Annotated in this window: 19 protein-coding genes; 11 read left to right on the top strand and 8 right to left on the bottom strand. The window is 51.7% G+C overall.

The features are described from left to right. Positions 1 to 302: 302 nt before the first annotated feature. From citC to rna, 8 genes are all read left to right on the top strand, one after another. On the top strand, positions 303 to 1,379 hold the full coding sequence (citC, locus tag OGY08_RS23540; protein ID WP_003831277.1) for a [citrate (pro-3S)-lyase] ligase: 1,077 nt from the start codon (positions 303 to 305) through the stop codon (positions 1,377 to 1,379). Further along, on the top strand, positions 1,376 to 1,672 hold the full coding sequence (citD, locus tag OGY08_RS23535) for a citrate lyase acyl carrier protein (RefSeq protein ID WP_003831276.1): 297 nt from the start codon (positions 1,376 to 1,378) through the stop codon (positions 1,670 to 1,672). Before citC ends, citD begins: the two co-directional genes overlap by 4 nt. Then, a complete protein-coding gene (locus tag OGY08_RS23530) occupies positions 1,669 to 2,577 on the top strand; it encodes an aldolase/citrate lyase family protein (protein ID WP_003831275.1) in 909 nt (302 codons plus the stop codon). The genes citD and OGY08_RS23530 overlap by 4 nt, the downstream gene beginning before the upstream one ends. 9 nt (positions 2,578 to 2,586) lie before the next feature. Continuing rightward, positions 2,587 to 4,119 (top strand): citrate lyase subunit alpha, encoded by a 1,533-nt coding sequence (gene citF, locus OGY08_RS23525; protein ID WP_057067702.1) that lies wholly within the window; start codon positions 2,587 to 2,589, stop codon positions 4,117 to 4,119. 3 nt (positions 4,120 to 4,122) lie between these two features. After that, positions 4,123 to 4,677 (top strand): citrate lyase holo-[acyl-carrier protein] synthase, encoded by a 555-nt coding sequence (citX, locus tag OGY08_RS23520; RefSeq protein ID WP_003831273.1) that lies wholly within the window; start codon positions 4,123 to 4,125, stop codon positions 4,675 to 4,677. After that, positions 4,646 to 5,551, top strand: coding sequence for a triphosphoribosyl-dephospho-CoA synthase CitG (citG, locus tag OGY08_RS23515; RefSeq protein WP_003831272.1), 906 nt, complete (start codon positions 4,646 to 4,648; stop codon positions 5,549 to 5,551). Before citX ends, citG begins: the two co-directional genes overlap by 32 nt. Before the next feature lie 25 nt (positions 5,552 to 5,576). After that, positions 5,577 to 7,040, top strand: a complete 1,464-nt coding sequence (citT, locus tag OGY08_RS23510) for a citrate/succinate antiporter CitT (RefSeq protein ID WP_003831271.1) — start codon at positions 5,577 to 5,579, stop codon at positions 7,038 to 7,040. A gap of 110 nt (positions 7,041 to 7,150) precedes the next feature. Next, positions 7,151 to 7,957 carry a ribonuclease I gene (gene rna, locus OGY08_RS23505; RefSeq protein WP_048236469.1) on the top strand — a complete coding sequence of 269 codons (807 nt, stop codon included), beginning with the start codon at positions 7,151 to 7,153 and terminating at the stop codon, positions 7,955 to 7,957. A gap of 41 nt (positions 7,958 to 7,998) precedes the next feature. Here the strand turns inward: rna and OGY08_RS23500 are convergent, their stop codons facing one another. Both OGY08_RS23500 and OGY08_RS23495 read right to left on the bottom strand, forming a co-directional pair. Then, the gene (locus OGY08_RS23500) at positions 7,999 to 8,622 is read right to left on the bottom strand and encodes a flavin reductase family protein (RefSeq protein ID WP_003022109.1); all 624 of its coding nucleotides are present in this window, start codon (positions 8,620 to 8,622) and stop codon (positions 7,999 to 8,001) included. A gap of 96 nt (positions 8,623 to 8,718) precedes the next feature. Then, complete coding sequence (locus tag OGY08_RS23495) at positions 8,719 to 9,549, bottom strand: alpha/beta fold hydrolase (protein WP_003831266.1); 831 nt, start codon at positions 9,547 to 9,549, stop codon at positions 8,719 to 8,721. Between the two features lie 275 nt (positions 9,550 to 9,824). On the opposite strand from OGY08_RS23495, the gene rnk reads away from it, so the two are divergent. Further along, a complete protein-coding gene (rnk, locus tag OGY08_RS23490) occupies positions 9,825 to 10,235 on the top strand; it encodes a nucleoside diphosphate kinase regulator (RefSeq protein WP_003831264.1) in 411 nt (136 codons plus the stop codon). A 183-nt stretch (positions 10,236 to 10,418) separates the two neighbouring features. Further along, positions 10,419 to 10,847 carry a universal stress protein UspG gene (gene uspG / locus OGY08_RS23485; protein ID WP_003022101.1) on the top strand — a complete coding sequence of 143 codons (429 nt, stop codon included), beginning with the start codon at positions 10,419 to 10,421 and terminating at the stop codon, positions 10,845 to 10,847. A 69-nt stretch (positions 10,848 to 10,916) separates the two neighbouring features. Here the strand turns inward: uspG and OGY08_RS23480 are convergent, their stop codons facing one another. The 6 genes from OGY08_RS23480 to ahpC all read right to left on the bottom strand — a co-directional run bounded on the left by OGY08_RS23480 (position 10,917) and on the right by ahpC (position 17,567). Beyond that, positions 10,917 to 11,684 (bottom strand): dimethyl sulfoxide reductase anchor subunit family protein, encoded by a 768-nt coding sequence (locus tag OGY08_RS23480; RefSeq protein ID WP_071445768.1) that lies wholly within the window; start codon positions 11,682 to 11,684, stop codon positions 10,917 to 10,919. Beyond that, positions 11,684 to 12,241 carry a 4Fe-4S dicluster domain-containing protein gene (locus tag OGY08_RS23475; protein WP_008784074.1) on the bottom strand — a complete coding sequence of 186 codons (558 nt, stop codon included), beginning with the start codon at positions 12,239 to 12,241 and terminating at the stop codon, positions 11,684 to 11,686. The genes OGY08_RS23480 and OGY08_RS23475 overlap by 1 nt, the downstream gene beginning before the upstream one ends. Then, entirely contained in the window at positions 12,238 to 14,508 is a 2,271-nt protein-coding gene (locus OGY08_RS23470) for a molybdopterin-dependent oxidoreductase (protein WP_125362494.1), read from the bottom strand. The genes OGY08_RS23475 and OGY08_RS23470 overlap by 4 nt, the downstream gene beginning before the upstream one ends. Continuing rightward, a complete protein-coding gene (locus OGY08_RS23465) occupies positions 14,505 to 15,059 on the bottom strand; it encodes a TorD/DmsD family molecular chaperone (protein ID WP_125362493.1) in 555 nt (184 codons plus the stop codon). The genes OGY08_RS23470 and OGY08_RS23465 overlap by 4 nt, the downstream gene beginning before the upstream one ends. Before the next feature lie 224 nt (positions 15,060 to 15,283). Beyond that, positions 15,284 to 16,849, bottom strand: coding sequence for an alkyl hydroperoxide reductase subunit F (ahpF, locus tag OGY08_RS23460; protein WP_071445770.1), 1,566 nt, complete (start codon positions 16,847 to 16,849; stop codon positions 15,284 to 15,286). 154 nt (positions 16,850 to 17,003) lie between these two features. Continuing rightward, on the bottom strand, positions 17,004 to 17,567 hold the full coding sequence (ahpC, locus tag OGY08_RS23455) for an alkyl hydroperoxide reductase subunit C (RefSeq protein WP_002894394.1): 564 nt from the start codon (positions 17,565 to 17,567) through the stop codon (positions 17,004 to 17,006). A 374-nt stretch (positions 17,568 to 17,941) separates the two neighbouring features. Here ahpC and dsbG point away from each other — a divergent pair, with 374 nt between their 5' ends. Beyond that, a complete protein-coding gene (dsbG, locus tag OGY08_RS23450; protein ID WP_032942669.1) occupies positions 17,942 to 18,688 on the top strand; it encodes a thiol:disulfide interchange protein DsbG in 747 nt (248 codons plus the stop codon). The last annotated feature ends 69 nt before the right edge of the window (positions 18,689 to 18,757 follow it).

Genomic DNA, 18,757 nt, shown 5'->3' with positions numbered 1-18,757 from the left:
AGATCGTTGCAGATTCCCCACCTTAAATCAATTAAACAAATTAAAACCACACCTTATTTTAGGGTTAAATTAATTAAAAAACTTAAAACCATAAAACACATTAAAACCTTCTAACTTATTGTGAAATAAATCAAAAATTACCTCCAAAATACCCCTTACGATGTATGCAGCAGGGAAAAAAAGAAATACTCCGTAATAAAAAACCATTCCCTTCAATTGCAAACAAAACGTTATCAGGTTGCTAAACAGAGCAACAAAAACAGAAACCCAGTAACAAATATAGCATCGGGGCTCTATTCACTATGTTCGGTAATAATATATTCACGCAAGTTAAACGCTCAGAAAATAAAAAGATGGCGGCTATCGCGCAATTTCTGAAAGAGAATGATTTGAGCGTAGATACGACCGTCGAAGTATTTATCACCGTCACCCGTGACGACCGTCTGATTGCCTGCGGTGGTATCGCTGGGAATATTATTAAGTGTGTCGCAATCTGTGAATCTGTCCGCGGCGAGGGTTTAGCGCTGACGCTGGCGACTGAGTTAATCAACCTTGCCTATGAACGCCATTGTACGCACCTCTTCATCTATACCAAAACCGAGTACGAATCGCTGTTTAAACAGTGCGGTTTTTCTACGCTCACCAGCGTTCCCGGCATTATGGTATTGATGGAAAACAGCACCACACGTCTGAAACGCTACGCCGAATCACTGGCAAAACAGCGTCATGATGGGAAAAAAATTGGCTGTATCGTCATGAACGCCAACCCCTTCACCAACGGACACCGTTTTCTGATCCAACAGGCGGCCGCGCAATGTGACTGGCTGCATCTGTTTTTGGTGAAAGAAGATACCTCACGTTTTCCGTATGAAGACCGCCTGGATCTGGTGCTTAAAGGAACAAAAGACATTCCACGTTTAACCGTGCATCGCGGTTCGGAGTACATCATTTCCCGCGCCACGTTCCCGTGTTACTTCATCAAAGAACAGAGCGTTATTAACCACTGCTACACCGAAATAGACCTGAAAATCTTCCGCCAGTATCTGGCTCCGGCTCTCGGCGTCACGCACCGCTTCGTCGGTACTGAGCCGTATTGCACCGTCACCTCCCAGTATAACAACGACATGCGTTACTGGCTGGAGACCCCAACGCTTCCCGCCCCGCCGATTGAACTGGTGGAAATTGAGCGGCTGTGCTTCCAGGAGATGCCGATTTCCGCCTCCTGGGTGCGCAAGCTGCTGGTTAAAAAAGATCTCACGGCTATCGCATCCCTGGTCCCTGACGCCACGCTGCAGTATCTGCAAAGCATGGTTGAGCGAGCCTCATCGGGTGCGGCAGTCCGCCAAAATACCCCCGCATTAGCAACAGGTGAAAAATGAAAATAAACCAGGCAGCCGTCGCAGGCACACTCGAGTCCGGTGATGTGATGATTCGCATCGCCCCACTCGATTCGCAGGATATTGACCTGCAGGTTAACAGTAGCGTCGAAAAGCAGTTCGGTGATGCCATCCGGGCCACCATTCTGGACGTTCTGTCCCGCTACAACGTACGCGGCGTGCAATTGAATGTTGATGATAAAGGCGCACTGGACTGCATTTTACGTGCGCGACTGGAAGCACTACTGGCCCGCGCTGGCGGTATTCCGGCACTGCCATGGGAGGATTGCCAGTGATTTCCGAATCTTTGCAACAACGTAAAACTCGTACTCGCCGCAGCATGTTGTTCGTACCGGGCGCCAATGCCGCCATGGTCAGCAACTCGTTCATCTACCCGGCAGATGCACTGATGTTCGACCTGGAAGACTCCGTCGCGTTGCGTGAAAAAGATACCGCTCGCCGCATGGTGTACCACGCGCTGCAGCATCCGCTGTATCACGACGTTGAAACCATCGTGCGTGTAAACGCCCTCGACTCCGAATGGGGTATCAACGACCTTGAAGCCGTGGTACGTGGCGGTGCTGACATCGTACGTTTACCGAAGACCGATACCGCGCAGGATGTCATCGACATCGAAAGCGAAATTCTGCGTATCGAAAACGCCTGTGGCCGTGAGCCAGGCAGCACCGGTCTGTTAGCCGCCATCGAATCGCCGTTAGGCATTACCCGCGCGGTAGAAATTGCCCATGCTTCCGAACGTCTGATCGGTATTGCCCTGGGTGCGGAAGACTATGTACGTAACCTGCGCACTGAGCGCTCACCGGAAGGTACTGAACTGCTGTTTGCCCGCTGCTCTATTTTGCAGGCTGCACGTTCTGCCGGTATTCAGGCGTTCGACACCGTGTATTCCGATGCCAACAACGAAGCGGGTTTCCTGCACGAAGCCGCACATATCAAGCAACTGGGTTTTGACGGCAAATCGCTCATCAACCCGCGCCAGATCGAACTCCTGCACAACCTGTACGCCCCAACGCGCAAAGAACTGGCTCACGCCCGTCTGGTTGTGGAAGCCGCTGAAGCCGCTGCTCGCGAAGGTCGTGGCGTAGTTTCCCTGAACGGCAAAATGGTCGACAGCCCGGTTATCGAGCGCGCCCTTCTGGTTATCTCCCGTGCAGAACTTTCCGGCATTCGCGAAGAATAAGGCAAAAAAATGACGCAGAAAATCGAACAGTCTCAACGCCAGGATCGCGTGGCGACCTGGAGCCGTCATGCAGAAAGTGAGCTTTCCGCTTATCAGAGCACCGCAAAAGTAGAATTGCAGGCGCAAAAACCGCGCGACAAAAAGCTGTGCGCTAACCTGGAAGACGCCATTCGTCGTTCTGGTTTACAGGATGGTATGACCATCTCTTTCCATCACGCTTTTCGCGGTGGCGATCTGACGATTAACCTGGTGATGGACGCCATCGCCAATATGGGCTTTAAAAATCTGACGCTGGCCTCCAGCTCTCTGAGCGACTGCCATGCTCCACTGGTTGAGCACATCCGTCAGGGCGTGGTTAGCCGCATTTATACCTCCGGTCTGCGTGGCCCGCTGGCGGAAGAAATCTCACGTGGCCTGCTAGCCGAACCGGTACAAATTCACTCCCACGGTGGCCGTGTGCACCTGGTGCAAAGTGGCGAGCTCAGCATTGATGTGGCGTTCCTCGGCGTGCCGTCCTGCGACCAGTTTGGCAACGCCAACGGTTATACCGGTAAAGCGTGCTGCGGCTCACTGGGCTATGCCCGCGTAGACGCCGAAAACGCGAAACAGGTTGTCCTGCTGACTGAACAGCTGCTGACCTATCCGCATAACCCGGCCAGCATTACGCAGGATCAGGTAGATCTGATCGTGCAGATCGATCAGGTCGGCGATGCGGACAAAATTGGTGCCGATGCGACCCGCATGACCACCAACCCGCGTGAACTGTTAATCGCCCGTAGCGCGGCTGAGGTCATTGCTAATTCCGGCTACTTCAACGAAGGCTTCTCACTGCAGACAGGAACCGGCGGCGCTTCTCTGGCCGTTACGCGTTTCCTGGAAGACAAAATGCGCAGCCGCGATATCCGTGCCGACTTCGCGCTGGGCGGCATTACCGCTACCATCGTTGACCTGCACGAAAAAGGCCTGATTCGCAAACTGCTGGACGTTCAGAGTTTTGACCGTAACGCCGCAGAATCGCTGGCCCGCAATCCAAACCACATTGAGATCAGTGCCAACCAGTATGCCAACTGGGGCTCAAAAGGCGCATCCGTCGATCGTCTGGACGTCGTGGTGCTCAGCGCGCTGGAAGTTGATACCAGCTTCAACGTCAACGTACTGACCGGTTCTGACGGCGTACTGCGCGGCGCATCCGGCGGTCACTGCGATACCGCGGTTGCCGCTGCGCTGTCTATCATCGTCGCGCCGCTGGTTCGCGGACGCATCCCGACCCTGGTTGATAACGTGCTGACCTGCGTAACCCCAGGCTCCAGCGTTGACATTCTGGTCACTGACCACGGTATCGCCGTCAACCCTGCACGTCCGGAACTGGCAGAACGTCTGAAAGAAGCCGGTATGAAAGTGGTGTCCATTGAATGGCTGCGCGAACGTGCACAGCAGCTCACCGGTCAGCCATGCGCTATCGAATTCACTGACCGCGTGATTGCCGTTGTGCGTTACCGCGATGGTTCAGTGATTGACGTTGTGCATCAGGTGAAGGAATAAACCATGCACCTGCTCCCTGAATACGCCACCCAACACGCGGTTTCCATTCCCGAGCTGCTAGCCAGCCGCGATGAGAGACAGGCAAGGCAACAGGAGTGGCTGACACGCCACTCTGCGCCGCTGGTCTCGTTTACCGTCGTCGCACCGGGACCGATTAAAGACAGCGAATTAACCCGTCGTATCTTTAATCACGGCGTAACCGCCTTGCTCGCGTTGGCGAAACAATCCACCTGGATTGTCAGGGAGCAAACAGCGCTGGTTTCTGCCAGCGGTCCAGAAGGTCTTTTGTCTATTGAGGCTCCGGCCCACGACCTCAAGCTCGCCACAATTGAACTTGAGCATTCACACCCGCTGGGACGGCTATGGGATATCGATGTCCTGACCCCTGAAGGGGAAATTCTGTCCCGGCGTCATTTCGCACTCCCTGCCCGCCGCTGTCTGCTGTGCGAGCAAAGTGCTGCCGACTGTGCGCGGGGTAAAACCCACGCACTTTCCGACTTACTCACTCAGATGGAGGCACTGCTGCATGATGCCGATTCCCGCAACATCAACCAATAACGCAGTCCTTCCTCTGGATCTGCCTGATGCTTACGCAACGCTTGCGTGGCGCGCCATGTTGACTGAAGTCAACCTGTCGCCCAAACCCGGTCTGGTAGATCGTATTAACAACGGCGCGCATAAAGATATGGCGTTGGAAGATTTTCATCGCAGCGCTGAAGCGATTCAGTCATGGCTACCACGTTTTATTGAATATGGGGCGTTTAGCGCACAGCTGTCGCCTGAGGATGTATTGAAAGGACTGCGCCCGCTGGGCATGGCCTGCGAAGCCGATATGTTCCGCGCCACCGCCGGGGTGAACACCCATAAAGGGAGTATCTTTTCACTGGGACTGCTGTGCGCCGCCATTGGCCGCCTGCACCAGCTCCAACTCACTGTTACCGCTGAAACCATTTGCTCTACGGCAGCAACATTTTGCCGTGGCCTGACCGAGCGCGAACTGCGCCAGAACAATCAACAACTCACGGCTGGCCAACGTCTTTATCAGCAATTGGGATTAACCGGCGCACGGGGCGAAGCCGAAGCGGGATATCCGCTAGTCATCCAGCATGCCCTGCCACACTACCGCGCACTGCTGACTCAGGGCCGCGACCCTGAACTGGCGTTACTCGACACATTATTGCTGCTGATGTCTATCAACGGCGACACCAACGTGGCTTCACGTGGCGGCGCAGAAGGTCTGCGTTGGCTACAGCAGCAGGCCACCGCCCTGATGCAGCAAGGGGGGATTCGTACCCCTGCCGATCTCGAATATCTACACCAGTTCGACCAACAGTGCATTGAACGCAACCTCAGTCCCGGAGGCTGCGCCGATCTGCTGATCGTCACCTGGTTCTTAGCTCAGATTTCACAAGTTCATCATTATCACAATTAAAGATCCTTTCCGGAGAATCACACACATGTCTTTAGCAAAAGATAAAATATGGAAGTTATTGGCCCCCCTGGTCGTCATGGGTGTCATGTTTCTTATCCCCGTCCCTGATGGAATGCCTCCACAGGCCTGGCACTACTTTGCCGTGTTTGTGGCGATGATCGTCGGTATGATCCTGGAGCCAATTCCGGCAACAGCGATCAGCTTTATCGCCGTAACGATCTGCGTTATCGGCAGCAACTATCTGCTGTTTGATGCTTCAGAACTGGCCGACCCGGCGTTTAAAGCGGGTAAGCAAGCGCTGAAATGGGGTCTGGCTGGCTTCTCCAGCACCACCGTATGGTTGGTGTTTGGTGCGTTTATCTTCGCACTGGGTTATGAAGTCACCGGTCTGGGTCGTCGTATCGCGCTGTTCCTGGTGAAATTCATGGGTAAACGTACCCTGACGCTGGGCTATGCGATTGTTATCATCGACATTCTGCTGGCACCGTTTACTCCATCTAACACTGCGCGTACCGGTGGCACCGTATTCCCGGTTATCAAAAACCTGCCGCCGTTGTTTAAATCATTCCCGAACGATCCTTCCGCGCGCCGTATCGGTGGATATTTGATGTGGATGATGGTCATCAGTACCAGCCTGAGCTCCTCGATGTTCGTGACCGGCGCTGCACCTAACGTGCTGGGTCTGGAATTCGTCAACAAAATTGCCGGTATTCAAATCAGCTGGTTGCAGTGGTTCCTCAGCTTCCTGCCGGTCGGTATTATTTTGCTGATCGTTGCTCCGTGGCTGTCATACGTTCTGTACAAACCAGAAGTTACTCACAGTGCTGAAGTTGCCGCTTGGGCCGGTGATGAACTGAAAGGCATGGGTAAACTGACCCGTAAAGAGATAACGCTGATCGGTCTGGTACTGCTCAGCCTGGGCCTGTGGGTCTTCGGTGGTAAACTGATTGATGCAACCGCAGTGGGCCTGCTGGCTGTCTCCCTAATGCTGGCGCTGCACGTTGTACCGTGGAAAGATATTACCCGTTATAACAGCGCATGGAACACTCTGGTTAACCTCGCCACGCTGGTCGTTATGGCGAATGGTTTAACCCGTTCAGGCTTCATCGACTGGTTCGCCAACACTATGAGCACGCACCTGGAAGGCTTCTCGCCTAACGCGACCGTGATCGTTCTGGTGCTGGTGTTCTACTTTGCTCACTACCTGTTTGCCAGCCTTTCCGCTCACACCGCCACCATGCTGCCGGTTATTCTGGCCGTCGGTAAAGGTATCCCGGGCGTGCCGATGGAACACCTGTGTATCCTGCTGGTACTGTCCATCGGTATCATGGGCTGTCTGACTCCATATGCAACAGGCCCAGGCGTTATCATCTACGGCTGTGGTTATGTGAAGTCCAAAGACTACTGGCGTCTGGGTGCTATCTTCGGCGTTATCTACATCGCTATGCTTCTGCTGGTCGGCTGGCCGATTCTGGCAATGTGGAGCTAATCATTCCCGTTCACGCCTGATGAAAATGATGCCAGTCAGCTAAACCTGACTGGCATTTTTTATGATTAAATAGATGATATTCAGAATTTATATAAGTGTCCGAAATCATCATGACATCAACATGGCGTTATTCTTCGTTGCTGGCAGCACTCCTGCTACCAGTTTCTGCAGCTCAGGCCGATGAACTTCAGGCAAAACAGTACGCTGATTTTGACAGCTACGTGCTGGCTCTCTCCTGGCAAACCGGATTTTGTCAGAGCCAACACGAGCGTAATCGTCAGGAGCCTGACGAATGTCGTTTGCAAAAAGAGAGCGCAGACAAAGCTGATTTCCTGACCGTTCACGGTTTATGGCCCAGCCTGCCTAAATCCATTGCCGCCCGTGGAGTAGACAATCGCCGTTGGATGCGTTTTGGCTGCGCGACTCGCCCTATTCCCAACCTGCCTGAAGCCCGCGCCAGCCGTAAATGCGCGGCCCCCGAAACCGGGCTGTCGCTGGAAAGCGCGGCAAAACTCAGCGCCGTAATGCCCGGCGCTGGAGGAAGATCCTGTCTGGAACGTTACGAGTATGCCAAACATGGCGCGTGTTTCGGTTTTGATCCCGACGCGTACTTCGGCACGATGGTGCGGCTGAATAATGAGGTTAAGGACAGCGAGGTGGGCAAATTCCTGGCGGAAAACTACGGCAAAACCGTCAGCCGTAACGCATTTGACGCCGCCGTTGCCAAAAGCTGGGGCAAAGAAAACGTCAAAGCTGTGAAGCTAAGCTGCCACGGCAATCCAGCGTATCTCACTGAGATCCAGTTATCCCTGAAAGCCGACAACATCAACCAGACGTTATCTGCCCAGTCATTCTTACCGCAACCGCATCCGGGTAGCTGCGGTAAACAGTTTATTATCGACAAAGTGGGATACTGAAACTTGCGACCGACGCTGCGAGCTGGCGTCGGTCCGTAAACTTAGCGTTTTGCACGGGCGTCCGGGCGAACTAAATCAAAACGATGTGTTTCACTGATCGAATAATACGCCGTTGGCCCACCTGCACGCAGTACCGGTTTCGCTTTCGCCGTCTGATAGATGCCGTCTTCCAGGAGCGTTTCATCTATGTGAATGCCTACCACTTCCCCCAACACCAGCCAGGTATCAACCGGTGAGCCATCAGCGGTAGTCAGTTGCAGGCTTTGCGATAAGCGACACTCAAAATTGACCGGGCTTTGCGCCACGCGCGGCACGTTGACTATCCGGCTATCTGCCTTGCTAAGCCCGGCGGCAAAAAACTCGTCCTCACCGTGCGGCAAGCTGGCTGACGTTTCGTTCATCGCAGTGGCCAGCTCAAGAGTCGTCAGGTTCCAGACAAATTCACCGGTTTCGATAATATTCTGCACGCTGTCTTTCCAGCCGCTGCTGGCGAAACCGATAATCGGCGGATGATAGTTAAAACAGTTAAAGAAACTGTATGGTGCCAGATTGTGCCGACCGTTGCCGTCACGCGACGCAATCCAGCCAATCGGGCGCGGTCCAATGATGGCATTTAGCGGATCATGCGGTAAGCCGTGTCCCTGTGACGGTTGATAGAAATACATAGCGTTCCCTGTTGAAGTTAACGTCAGCGCAGCACAAATTATGCTTCGCTCATCCCCCTGGAAAAAAAAGATCAGCGTAGAACAATCTGCCAACGATTACGACTGAATAAAGTTGAGCAGGTCACCGTTGATCTGTTGCTTATGGGTGGTGCAAATGCCATGCGAGCCGCCGACATATACCTTCAACTGCGAGTCCGGCAGTATTTCCGCCGCGACTTTTCCGCAGGTTTCAAACGGGACAATCTGATCGTCATCACCGTGGATCACCAGCGTCGGGATGGTCATCTTTTTGAGGTCTTCACGCAGATCTGTTTCCGAAAACGCATGAATGCAGTCGTACAACGCTTTGATGGACCCTTGTAAGCCCTGTTCAACAAAACTTTCCCGTACAGCTTTCGACTCTTTCGCGCCAGGACGATTGTAACCATAGAATGCAGCGGTCAGCTCATAGAAAAAGGCGGCGCGATCGTTCACAACCCCCTCACGGATGCCATCGAATACCTCTTTCGGCACGCCATTTGGGTTAAAGTCAGTCTTGATCATGATGGGCGTCACCGCGCCAATTAACACCGCTTTTGCCACCCGCTGCGTCCCATGCCGGCCAATATAACGAGCCACTTCCCCACCGCCGGTAGAGTGCCCAACATGTACGGCATCTTTAAGATTGAGATGCGCGGTAAGTTCAGCCAGGTCGTCAGCATACTGATCCATATGATGTCCATCCCAGGGTTGGGCCGAACGCCCATGTCCGCGCCTGTCATGGGCGATCACACGAAATCCTTTCGATCCAAGGAACAGCATCTGATCTTCAAACGCGTCTGCCGTCAGCGGCCAACCGTGACTAAACACAATAGGTTGTCCACTTCCCCAGTCTTTAAAATGCAAATAGCTGCCGTCTTTCAAGGTAAGTTTGTCGTACTGGCTCATGAGATCTCCTGTCGCGGAACACTGAGTTGTTTGACGCGCCCGCAGCGAGCGCTTAAAAAGCATAATGCAAATTGGAGAACGATCACGTTTTTCGGCTAAAATCACACCATATGCGACAAAATTGATGATTTACCTGAATGTGAACTAAATCACTTCAAACATGGGGTAAGTCTCAGTATCATCATAAAAGCTAAACCCTTGCCGCCTGACGGTGAGGGTTTTCTTTTGGGATTATTTACCTGCGCACCCGCAGTTTCGACGACATGGAGTAATAAATGTCCAGACCAACTATCATCATTAACGACCTCGATGCGGAACGCATTGACCGCCTGTTGGAGCAACCTGCGTTTGCTGGTTTACCGATTGCCGACGCCCTTAACGCCGAGCTGGATCGTGCCCAAATGTGTTCTCCAGAAACCATGCCGCACGACGTCGTGACCATGAACAGCCGCGTGAAATTCCGCAATCTGAGTGATGGCGAAGTCCGTGTGCGTACCCTGGTGTATCCGGCTACTATGACTGACAGCAACACACAGCTTTCGGTAATGGCACCTGTCGGCGCTGCACTTCTGGGGCTGCGCGTTGGTGATACCATTCACTGGGAATTGCCAGGCGGGACCTCAACACACCTCGAAGTTATCGAGCTTGAGTACCAGCCTGAAGCTGCAGGCGACTACCTGCGCTAACTCTGTCTTATCAAAGCCACTCGCTTTATCTTACAGGGGATGCATCCGCATCCTCTTTCCGGTTAGATCTCCCTGCTCCTCGCTTTCTTTCCTGTTCGCAAAACATAAATCTGTGTCGTGACTGACAGAATCATTTTTAATACTATGCTGTTATGTGTTCATGTAATGACAAGGAGAATGTTTATGTACAACACAATCATAATGCCTGTTGATGTATTCGAAATGGAACTGAGCGACAAGGCTATTCGCCATGCAGAATTTCTGGCCCAGGATAAAGGGGTTATCCATCTACTGCATGTGCTGCCAGGCTCAGCGAGCTTAAGCCTGCACCGCTTTGCAGCCGATGTCCGTCGTTTTGAAGAGCATCTGCAACACGAAGCGGAAACCCGTCTGCAAACGATGGTCGGTCACTTCAGCATCGATCCTTCCCGTATTAAGCAACACGTCCGCTTTGGCAGCGTCCGTGACGTGGTCAACGAATTGGGTGAAGAGTTGAATGCGGATGTCGTTGTCATTGGGTCGCGTAACCCATCAATCAGCACCCATCTGCTCGGCTCTAACGCTTCCAGCGTTGTCCGTCACGCGACTTTGCCAGTGCTGGTTGTTCGTTAACAGCCACTGATTTGCTAAAGAAAACCCCTGCCAGGTTAACGCCTGACAGGGGTTTTTATTACCTCACGATTAATACAAATGGCCGATATTCACGATGGAGCTGATCGTATCGCCAAAAAACGTCAGACGGCTCAGGAATATGCCAACAAACAGCAGGGCGAAAAGCGCTTTTGCGCGACGCTCGCCCTGACGGCTAAGCACAAAGGCCACCGCCAGACACACCAGACTCGCCAGATAAAGTGGCGACGTCAGCCAGGCATGCGCCGTCATCTGCATGATGGTGCCACCGCTTAGCCAGATAATGGGTGCGGCGATCATGACTGCCATACACACGACAATCCCCTGGCGCAATGCAGCAACGGCAGGTGCGAGGTTAAGCAGTGGAATCGCAGCACACCCCATCACCCACACCGTGATGAAGAACAACAGCATTGTCAGACCGTTGGCAATCGCCACCATTGCCGGGGCGGCATAGGTCATCCCCTGTACCGCCACCAGCGCGATACCGAGAACAGAGGCCAGAACAGCTGGTGCTTTGTGCCCTTTTGCCAAAAACGTCACCCCGACAGCTGCACCGTATAAAGTGGCGCCCAGAATCTCTCGGCTCAGCCAGGCGTGCTGCAGGTTGATCAAGGCATCGTAGGCGCGGTCCGGATGCGCAAGGTGTAATATCGCCGCCACGGACGCCGCCGCCAGAACCAGTCCACTTACCAGCCAGTACAGGCGCTTGCTCTCCAGTTTTCCTTGCAGCACACGCAGCGTCAGAATGAGCGTGATCCCAACCGACATTTGGCTTAATACGGTAAAAATGACCAGAGGAAGTTCATACTTTTCCATTACTTGGCCTCCGGCTGCTTTGGTTGACGCGCAAGGATAAAACGCGTGCCAGGATTAAGCTGCGGCATACGCGGGAATCCCGGCGGATACTGCACCGCATTATCAGGTATAGGATCGGCATCCAGATCGATAAGCGTCAGCGCACCTACCGGACAGGCATTCACGCACGCCGGCTGCATGCCAACATCAAGACGCTCATAGCACATGCTGCATTTTTCCGCTTTTTTCGTCTCTTCATTAAAGCGCGGCGCACCGTATGGACAGTTGCGAATACAGTTTTTGCATCCGATACAACGTTCCGGGTTATGCACTACAACGCCATCCTCACGTTTGGTGTACGCCTCTACCGGACAAGCCGCCAGGCAGGCCGGATTTTCGCAGTGGTTACAGGCCAGCGAGTAGAACGCTCGCTCTTCATGCGGATAAATTTCTTTATCCAGCGGGTAGACGTAGCGCCAGAAACGTTCTGGCTCCAGCTGGTTAAAACTCTTACACGCCATCGCACAGCCACGGCAGCCGATACACTTATCGCTATTAACTAAAAACGCGCGCCTCATGCCGCTGCTCCTTTATCGATCAAAATGATGTCCGCAAACTGACTATGGATGGCCGCACCTGGCGCACCAGTTTTCATCAAGCCCATATCGGCTGGAGTATCCGCCACTACGTTTTGAACGTTGTATTTCCGTTTCGGGAACCAAGCCTCGTACATCACCAGGAAATCCTCCGGAACGTTAGCGGTTACCTTCGCACGTAACTCCACCTCACCTGCGGTGTTAAACACTTTCACCAGGTCATTTTCAGCGATGCCTCTTTTCCCGGCGGAAACCGGGTGCATATAAACAAACGGTTCAGGATAGAAGACCTGCATCCAGTCAAGGTTGATGAATTGGGAATGGATACCGAACTGGACATGCGGCGTAAACAGGTGGAATGGCAACGTGCTTTTTGCCTCCGGTTTGTATTCCGGCAGCGCCGTATGACCATTTTTCTCACACAGCTCAGATTTGAACTCAAACTTTCCAGAGGGCGTTTTAAACTTACGGTCATACCAGGCCGCAGAACTTGGCAGAATGGCTTTTTTCGGCCCTTCCAGTAAATCATCCCAGGAGGAGATACCAAACATTTTGGCCATTCCGTCATTGAACTCCTGGTCCAGCCAGCGCTTATGATCGAACTCCTGCGGGAATGTGCAAGAACCCGGCTCCAGCTTGTTGATTGTGCGGGAAAGTAAAACGGCGATTTCCAGATCGCATTTTGCCTCATACATTGGCTTAATTGCAGGCTGGTTGATTGAGAGCCAGTAGTGCCAATATGAGGCGTCTACGTTCCACTCTTCAAAGGCTGTGGTGACAGGCAAAACGATATCGGCATGCTGGACGGTCTCGTTAAAGAATTGGTCGGCGCACACCACCATTTCCAGTTTTTCGAATGCTTTTTCCATCTTGCTGCGATCAAAATCCTGAGCAAACGGGTTCTTACAGGCAACCCAAAGCATTCGGACAGGCGGCTCATTGGCTTCCAGAATTCCCTTTGCGGTCTGGTTGATATTCAACGAGCGATCGGAATACTGTGCGACTTCCCCCGCAGAACCAAACTCGCTGGTTGTGCCCGCCGCCTCCGGCATCCCGATAGAGCCTACCGGTGGCTTCTGCAACATGGCATTGTAGTTAAAGCCCCAGGTATGCAAATGACCGTAGCGAGCGCCACCACCCTCAATGCCAATATTGCCGGTCATTGCCACAAAGGCATCGATCGCCCGTACGTTAGCGCCGCCGTTGACATGGCGCTGCATGCCGTAGCCAATCCACACGGTAGCAGGGTTAACCGCGGTAAATTCTTCCGCCAACTGGCGAATAACATCCGCCGACAGCCCGCAAATCTCAGATGCCCACTCTACGGTAACGTTATTACGCAAATACTCTTCAAATTCAGCATAACCATGGGAATAGTTGTTAACGAAATCCTGATCAACCAATCCTTTGTCCACCAGGTGGCGTGCCATGCCCAGCGCCAGAGCGCCATCTGATCCTGGCCGAACACGTAAATAGAGATCGGCTTTCGCAGCGGTTTGGGTTAACAGTGGATCGATAACGACCACTTTTGCGCCTTTTTCCCGCGCCTGATAGATGTACTTCATGGTGTGCATAGAGCACCAGGCCGGGTTAGCGCCCCAGATAATAATGTATTTGGCTTTCACCATATCTTCCGGGTCGTTACACCACATGTCGCCCATGTCGTAGTTTTGCGCGTCGATACCGGCTGGCCAGCAAGGTGTTCCGGCAAAACGGGTGGTGTAACCCAGTGAAGACATCATCCCTTCAACGGCATAGTTCAATACACCAAATTTGCCTGAGTACTTGGTCAGCGCCAGACCCAACATTGAACCATCTTTCTTTTTAATCTCCAGCATCTTGGTCGCAATGCGCTGCATTGCTTCATCCCAGGAGATACGACGCCAGTTACCGCTGCCGCGAACATCCTGAACCATCGGATATTTAATGCGGTCCGGGCTGTATACCCTACGTGGATAGCTCAATCCCTTCACACACGGAGTTCCATGCGTAAACGTTGATTCAGGCGCGCCTTCCACAAAGGTGATGACGTCATCCTTCACCCAGGTTTTCAGGCTACAAGTGTCATAGCAGTTACGTGGACAGGCGTTACGATAGATTTTGTAGGTTTTGGGATTAAACGGAATTGGCGGTTGCGCCAATGCACAGCGTGAAGTCAGCAATCCCCCTGGCAGGGCAGCCACCGTTCCAAGGGCAATCAACCCTTTCAAAAATGAACGTCTGTTCAGAACTCCCGGTTCATTACTCATATTGATACTCTCGTGTTTAATTCATCAAGCCAAAAAGACAACCTTTCCGCAACGTTTTTCAACGTAACGGTTTGTGCATTTATATGTATTTTTTCTATATACGCGGGCATCCACATCGCTATATACTCAATTACATATTGAGTCATAACGATCTGGTATTCTGCTGATAGCCTGGCATTTGCCGATAATAAAACGGCTAATTCCAATACGCAGGAAATATGATCATCCGGGATATTATTTACATGGTTTATAGATAGACCTATATTTGACATGAATTCCCGAATGCTTAAGGTTGATTTACCCATTACGAGGGCATCTTCTTCAAGGTATACCGAAGCGAACGGCGGGGCTTTTAGCGTCTGCGGCCCAACAAATAGTGCATTGAAGTCGTACTCCGCCTCCAACCACTCCTGCTCTGTTAGAGTTGAAGCATTTGTATCTAAAGCTGAATAAGCCGCTTTCAGCGTGTAACTATCGTGAGAGATAAAAAAATCACGTAACAATAACCCTGTCGATTCAAAGATCGTCAGGGTTTCATATATTTCACCCATGAATTAACCAACCATTTATTCACACAACAAATAAAAAAAATAATGCAGGTTAATATAATAAAGATAACGCCCTCTCTTTCTTTGATGAAAATAATGATCAGGCTAATTAAGTGAATGTTTTAAACGGTTTATTGTTTCAAGAATTGACAATTTAAGTGTATGGAAATAAAAAACCGCCAGCGGATGGCTGGCGGTTTTGGCATTGCAGGTGAGTCTTACTTTTTTTATGCTACTGTCGTGCGAATCAGATAATCAAACGAACTTAACGAGGCCTTCGCACCTTCACCGGTCGCGATGATAATCTGCTTATACGGTACGGTGGTGCAGTCACCGGCAGCGAAAACGCCTTTCACGCTGGTTTCGCACTTGGCATCGATGATGATTTCACCCATACGGTTACGTTCAATGGCACCTTCCAGCCAGTTGGTGTTCGGCAGCAGACCAATCTGAACAAAGATACCTGCCAGTTCCACATTGTGAACATCGCCGCTCACGCGGTCACGATACTCCAGGCCAGTAACTTTGCTGCCATCGCCTTTCACTTCTGTCGTTTGCGCATTCAGAATGATGTCGACGTTTTTCAGACTGCGAAGCTTATTCTGCAGCACCTGGTCAGCCTTCATTTCAGGAGCAAACTCCAGCAGCGTCACATGTTCAACAATACCTGCCAGGTCGATAGCCGCTTCAACGCCGGAGTTACCGCCACCAATCACCGCTACACGCTTGCCTTTAAACAGCGGGCCATCACAGTGAGGGCAGTAGGTTACGCCTTTGGTGCGATACTGATCTTCGCCCGGAACGTTCATGTTGCGCCATTTCGCGCCGGTGGCGATGATAATGCTACGTGCTTTCAGCACCGCACCGGAGGCCGTTTCAATCTGATGCAAACCGCCTTCCTGCGCTGCTGGAATGAGTTTGCTCGCGCTCTGGCTGTCAATCACATCGACATCATAATCATCAACGTGTGCTTTCAGCGCACCTGCCAGTTTCTGACCTTCAGTTTTCGGTACTGAGATATAGTTTTCAATATCAACAGTATCAAGGACCTGACCGCCAAAACGTTCGCCCATCAGACCGGTGCGAATGCCTTTACGTGCAGAGTACACTGCTGCCGCCGCACCTGCAGGACCAGAACCGACAATCAATACGTCATAAGCATCGCGCTTATTCAGCTCTTCAGCCGCACGTTTTTCTGCGCCAGTATCCACTTTCGCCACGATCTCAGTCAGCGTCATACGCCCCTGACCGAACTCTTTGCCGTTCATAAATACCGCCGGAACGCCCATCACGTTACGATCGGTGATTTCGTTCTGGAATGTACCGCCGTCAATCGCCGTATGCTTGATACGTGGGTTCAGCACCGCCATCAGGTTCAGCGCCTGCACCACGTCCGGGCAGTTATGGCAGGAAAGTGAATAATAGGTTTCAAATTCAAAATCACCGTCGAGATCGCGGATCTGCTCCAGCAACGTCTGCGCCTCTTTTGACGGATGACCACCGGTCCACAACAGCGCCAGCACCAGAGAGGTAAACTCATGACCCAGCGGAGAACCGGCAAAACGCGGTCCCTGGTGAGAACCGGGATTGGTAATCAGGAACGATGGCTTACGCACCGCCAGAGTATTGTCTTCTTTGAAGGTGACTTTTTCTGACAGTTCAGCAATTTCAGTCAGCAGTTCCTTGATTTCTGCCGATTTAGCGCTGTCATCCAGCGTCGCAATCAGCTCAACAGGTTTGGTCAGTTTCTCAAGGTAAGCCCTGAGCTGGGTTTTCATATTTGTGTCGAGCATTCTTCTTCCCTCTCTGAAAACATCATCATGCAAGCCGATTTTGCGGGACTGCATTAATGCAACTTGCGTCATGGTGCTGGAATGAAACAGGCGCAAATTTGCGCCTGTGGAATGCCGGATGCACTACGTTTATCCGGCCTACAAACTATGCGACTTAGATTTTACCAACCAGGTCCAGAGATGGCGCTAAGGTTGCTTCACCTTCTTTCCATTTTGCCGGGCAAACTTCACCTGGGTGGGAAGCGACGTACTGTGCGGCTTTGATTTTACGCAGCAGGTCAGACGCATCACGGCCGATACCTTCAGCAGTAACTTCGATTGCCTGGATGATACCCTGCGGGTCAACAACGAAGGTTGCGCGGTCAGCCAGACCTTCATCTTCACGCATGTTGTCGAAGTTACGGGTCAGGGCGCCAGTCGGGTCGCCGATCATCGCGTATTTGATTTTTGCGATGGTTTCAGAGCTGCTGTGCCATGCTTTGTGGGTGAAGTGGGTGTCGGTAGAAACGGAATACACATCTACGCCCAGTTTCTGCAGTTCTTCGTAATGGTCTGCAACGTCACCCAGTTCGGTCGGGCATACGAAAGTAAAGTCAGCCGGGTAGAAGAAGAAGACGCTCCAGCGACCTTCGGTATCTTTCTCGGTTACTTCGATGAACTCACCGTTTTTGAACGCCTGGTTTTTGAAAGGTTTAATTTTGGTATTAATCAAAGACATCTGTACTTCCTCCGTGTTTTCGTTGAGAGATAAGTTAACGAAAATCTCTTCGCAGGGCTAATGCGTTTCCTTTATCAAATCAATAAGCGTTAACTAACAACCCACTCAAACTCATGTTGTGAACCTAAAGATAAAAGTAAAAAAGGCCCCCTTTGCAGGGAGCCTCATTACCCGAGCTACCCGCAGGTAACGTCAGTGCCAGCAGGGCTGGCTATGTGTTGCGCTCTACATTACCTTAACAAAGGTCGTAACAGCGATGGGGATTACATCACCCAACTAAAGAAAGGGCAATCGACAGACCGTCGATCTTACCTATGGCTGTGATAGGTTTTGCAATTAAGCCCACTTTCCTGCTGATTTTATAAGGAAAATCAATGTTTAAACGCACCTTACTCTTAACTCTTCTCCCCGCTATCGTGCACGCAGAGGAGCTCCCTGCCCCTGTTAAAGCCATTGAGAAACAGGGAATTACGATCCTGAAGCCCTTCGACGCACCGGGTGGAATGAAAGGCTATCTGGGAAAATACCAGGACATGGGGGTCACTATCTATGTCACGCCTGACGGTAAACATGCCATCTCCGGCTACATGTATAATGAAAAAGGCGAAAACCTCAGTAATGCGCTCATAGAAAAAGAGATCTATGCCCCTGCCGGACGTGAGATGTGGCAGCGAATGGAAAAAGCGTCGTGGATTCTGGACGGGAAAAAAGAAGCCCCGGTCATCGTTTACGTGTTTGCCGATCCCTTCTGTCCTTATTGTAAACAGTTCTGGCAGCAGGCGCGCCCATGGGTAGATTCCGGTAAAGTTCAGCTGCGTACGCTGCTGGTTGGCGTGATCAAACCCGAAAGCCCGGCAACCGCTGCTGCAATCCTGGCATCCAAAGATCCGGCCAAAACCTGGCATGACTATGAAGCATCGGGCGGGAAAATGAAGCTGGAAATCCCCACGTCTGTCCATCCAGAACAGATGAAAGTACTGAATATCAACCAAAAACTCATGGATGATTTAGGTGCTAATGTGACGCCCGCGATCTACTACATGAGCAAAGACGATACGTTACAACAGGAAGTGGGATTACCCGATAAAGATAAATTAAATATTATTATGGGAAATAAATAAAGGTAACAGAATGAGTGATTGTTATGGTTCTCATTTCAATCACTCTTTAAAATGTATTTTTATCGTAAC

Source organism: Citrobacter sp. Cpo069, from assembly GCF_030332785.1.
In the GTDB taxonomy this organism is placed as follows: Bacteria; Pseudomonadota; Gammaproteobacteria; order Enterobacterales; family Enterobacteriaceae; genus Citrobacter; species Citrobacter portucalensis.
Note: the sequence above shows the minus strand (reverse complement) of the source record. Positions and strands in the feature narration are given on the sequence as shown.

Coding starts and splice junctions, on each gene's coding strand:
- citC (WP_003831277.1), top strand. CDS start 303: ATGTTCGGTAATAATATATTCACGCAAGTTAAACGCTCAGAAAATAAA.
- citD (WP_003831276.1), top strand. CDS start 1,376: ATGAAAATAAACCAGGCAGCCGTCGCAGGCACACTCGAGTCCGGTGAT.
- citF (WP_057067702.1), top strand. CDS start 2,587: ATGACGCAGAAAATCGAACAGTCTCAACGCCAGGATCGCGTGGCGACC.
- citX (WP_003831273.1), top strand. CDS start 4,123: ATGCACCTGCTCCCTGAATACGCCACCCAACACGCGGTTTCCATTCCC.
- citG (WP_003831272.1), top strand. CDS start 4,646: ATGATGCCGATTCCCGCAACATCAACCAATAACGCAGTCCTTCCTCTG.
- citT (WP_003831271.1), top strand. CDS start 5,577: ATGTCTTTAGCAAAAGATAAAATATGGAAGTTATTGGCCCCCCTGGTC.
- rna (WP_048236469.1), top strand. CDS start 7,151: ATGACATCAACATGGCGTTATTCTTCGTTGCTGGCAGCACTCCTGCTA.
- OGY08_RS23500 (WP_003022109.1), bottom strand. CDS start 8,622: ATGTATTTCTATCAACCGTCACAGGGACACGGCTTACCGCATGATCCG.
- OGY08_RS23495 (WP_003831266.1), bottom strand. CDS start 9,549: ATGAGCCAGTACGACAAACTTACCTTGAAAGACGGCAGCTATTTGCAT.
- rnk (WP_003831264.1), top strand. CDS start 9,825: ATGTCCAGACCAACTATCATCATTAACGACCTCGATGCGGAACGCATT.
- uspG (WP_003022101.1), top strand. CDS start 10,419: ATGTACAACACAATCATAATGCCTGTTGATGTATTCGAAATGGAACTG.
- OGY08_RS23480 (WP_071445768.1), bottom strand. CDS start 11,684: ATGGAAAAGTATGAACTTCCTCTGGTCATTTTTACCGTATTAAGCCAA.
- OGY08_RS23475 (WP_008784074.1), bottom strand. CDS start 12,241: ATGAGGCGCGCGTTTTTAGTTAATAGCGATAAGTGTATCGGCTGCCGT.
- OGY08_RS23470 (WP_125362494.1), bottom strand. CDS start 14,508: ATGAGTAATGAACCGGGAGTTCTGAACAGACGTTCATTTTTGAAAGGG.
- OGY08_RS23465 (WP_125362493.1), bottom strand. CDS start 15,059: ATGGGTGAAATATATGAAACCCTGACGATCTTTGAATCGACAGGGTTA.
- ahpF (WP_071445770.1), bottom strand. CDS start 16,849: ATGCTCGACACAAATATGAAAACCCAGCTCAGGGCTTACCTTGAGAAA.
- ahpC (WP_002894394.1), bottom strand. CDS start 17,567: ATGTCTTTGATTAATACCAAAATTAAACCTTTCAAAAACCAGGCGTTC.
- dsbG (WP_032942669.1), top strand. CDS start 17,942: ATGTTTAAACGCACCTTACTCTTAACTCTTCTCCCCGCTATCGTGCAC.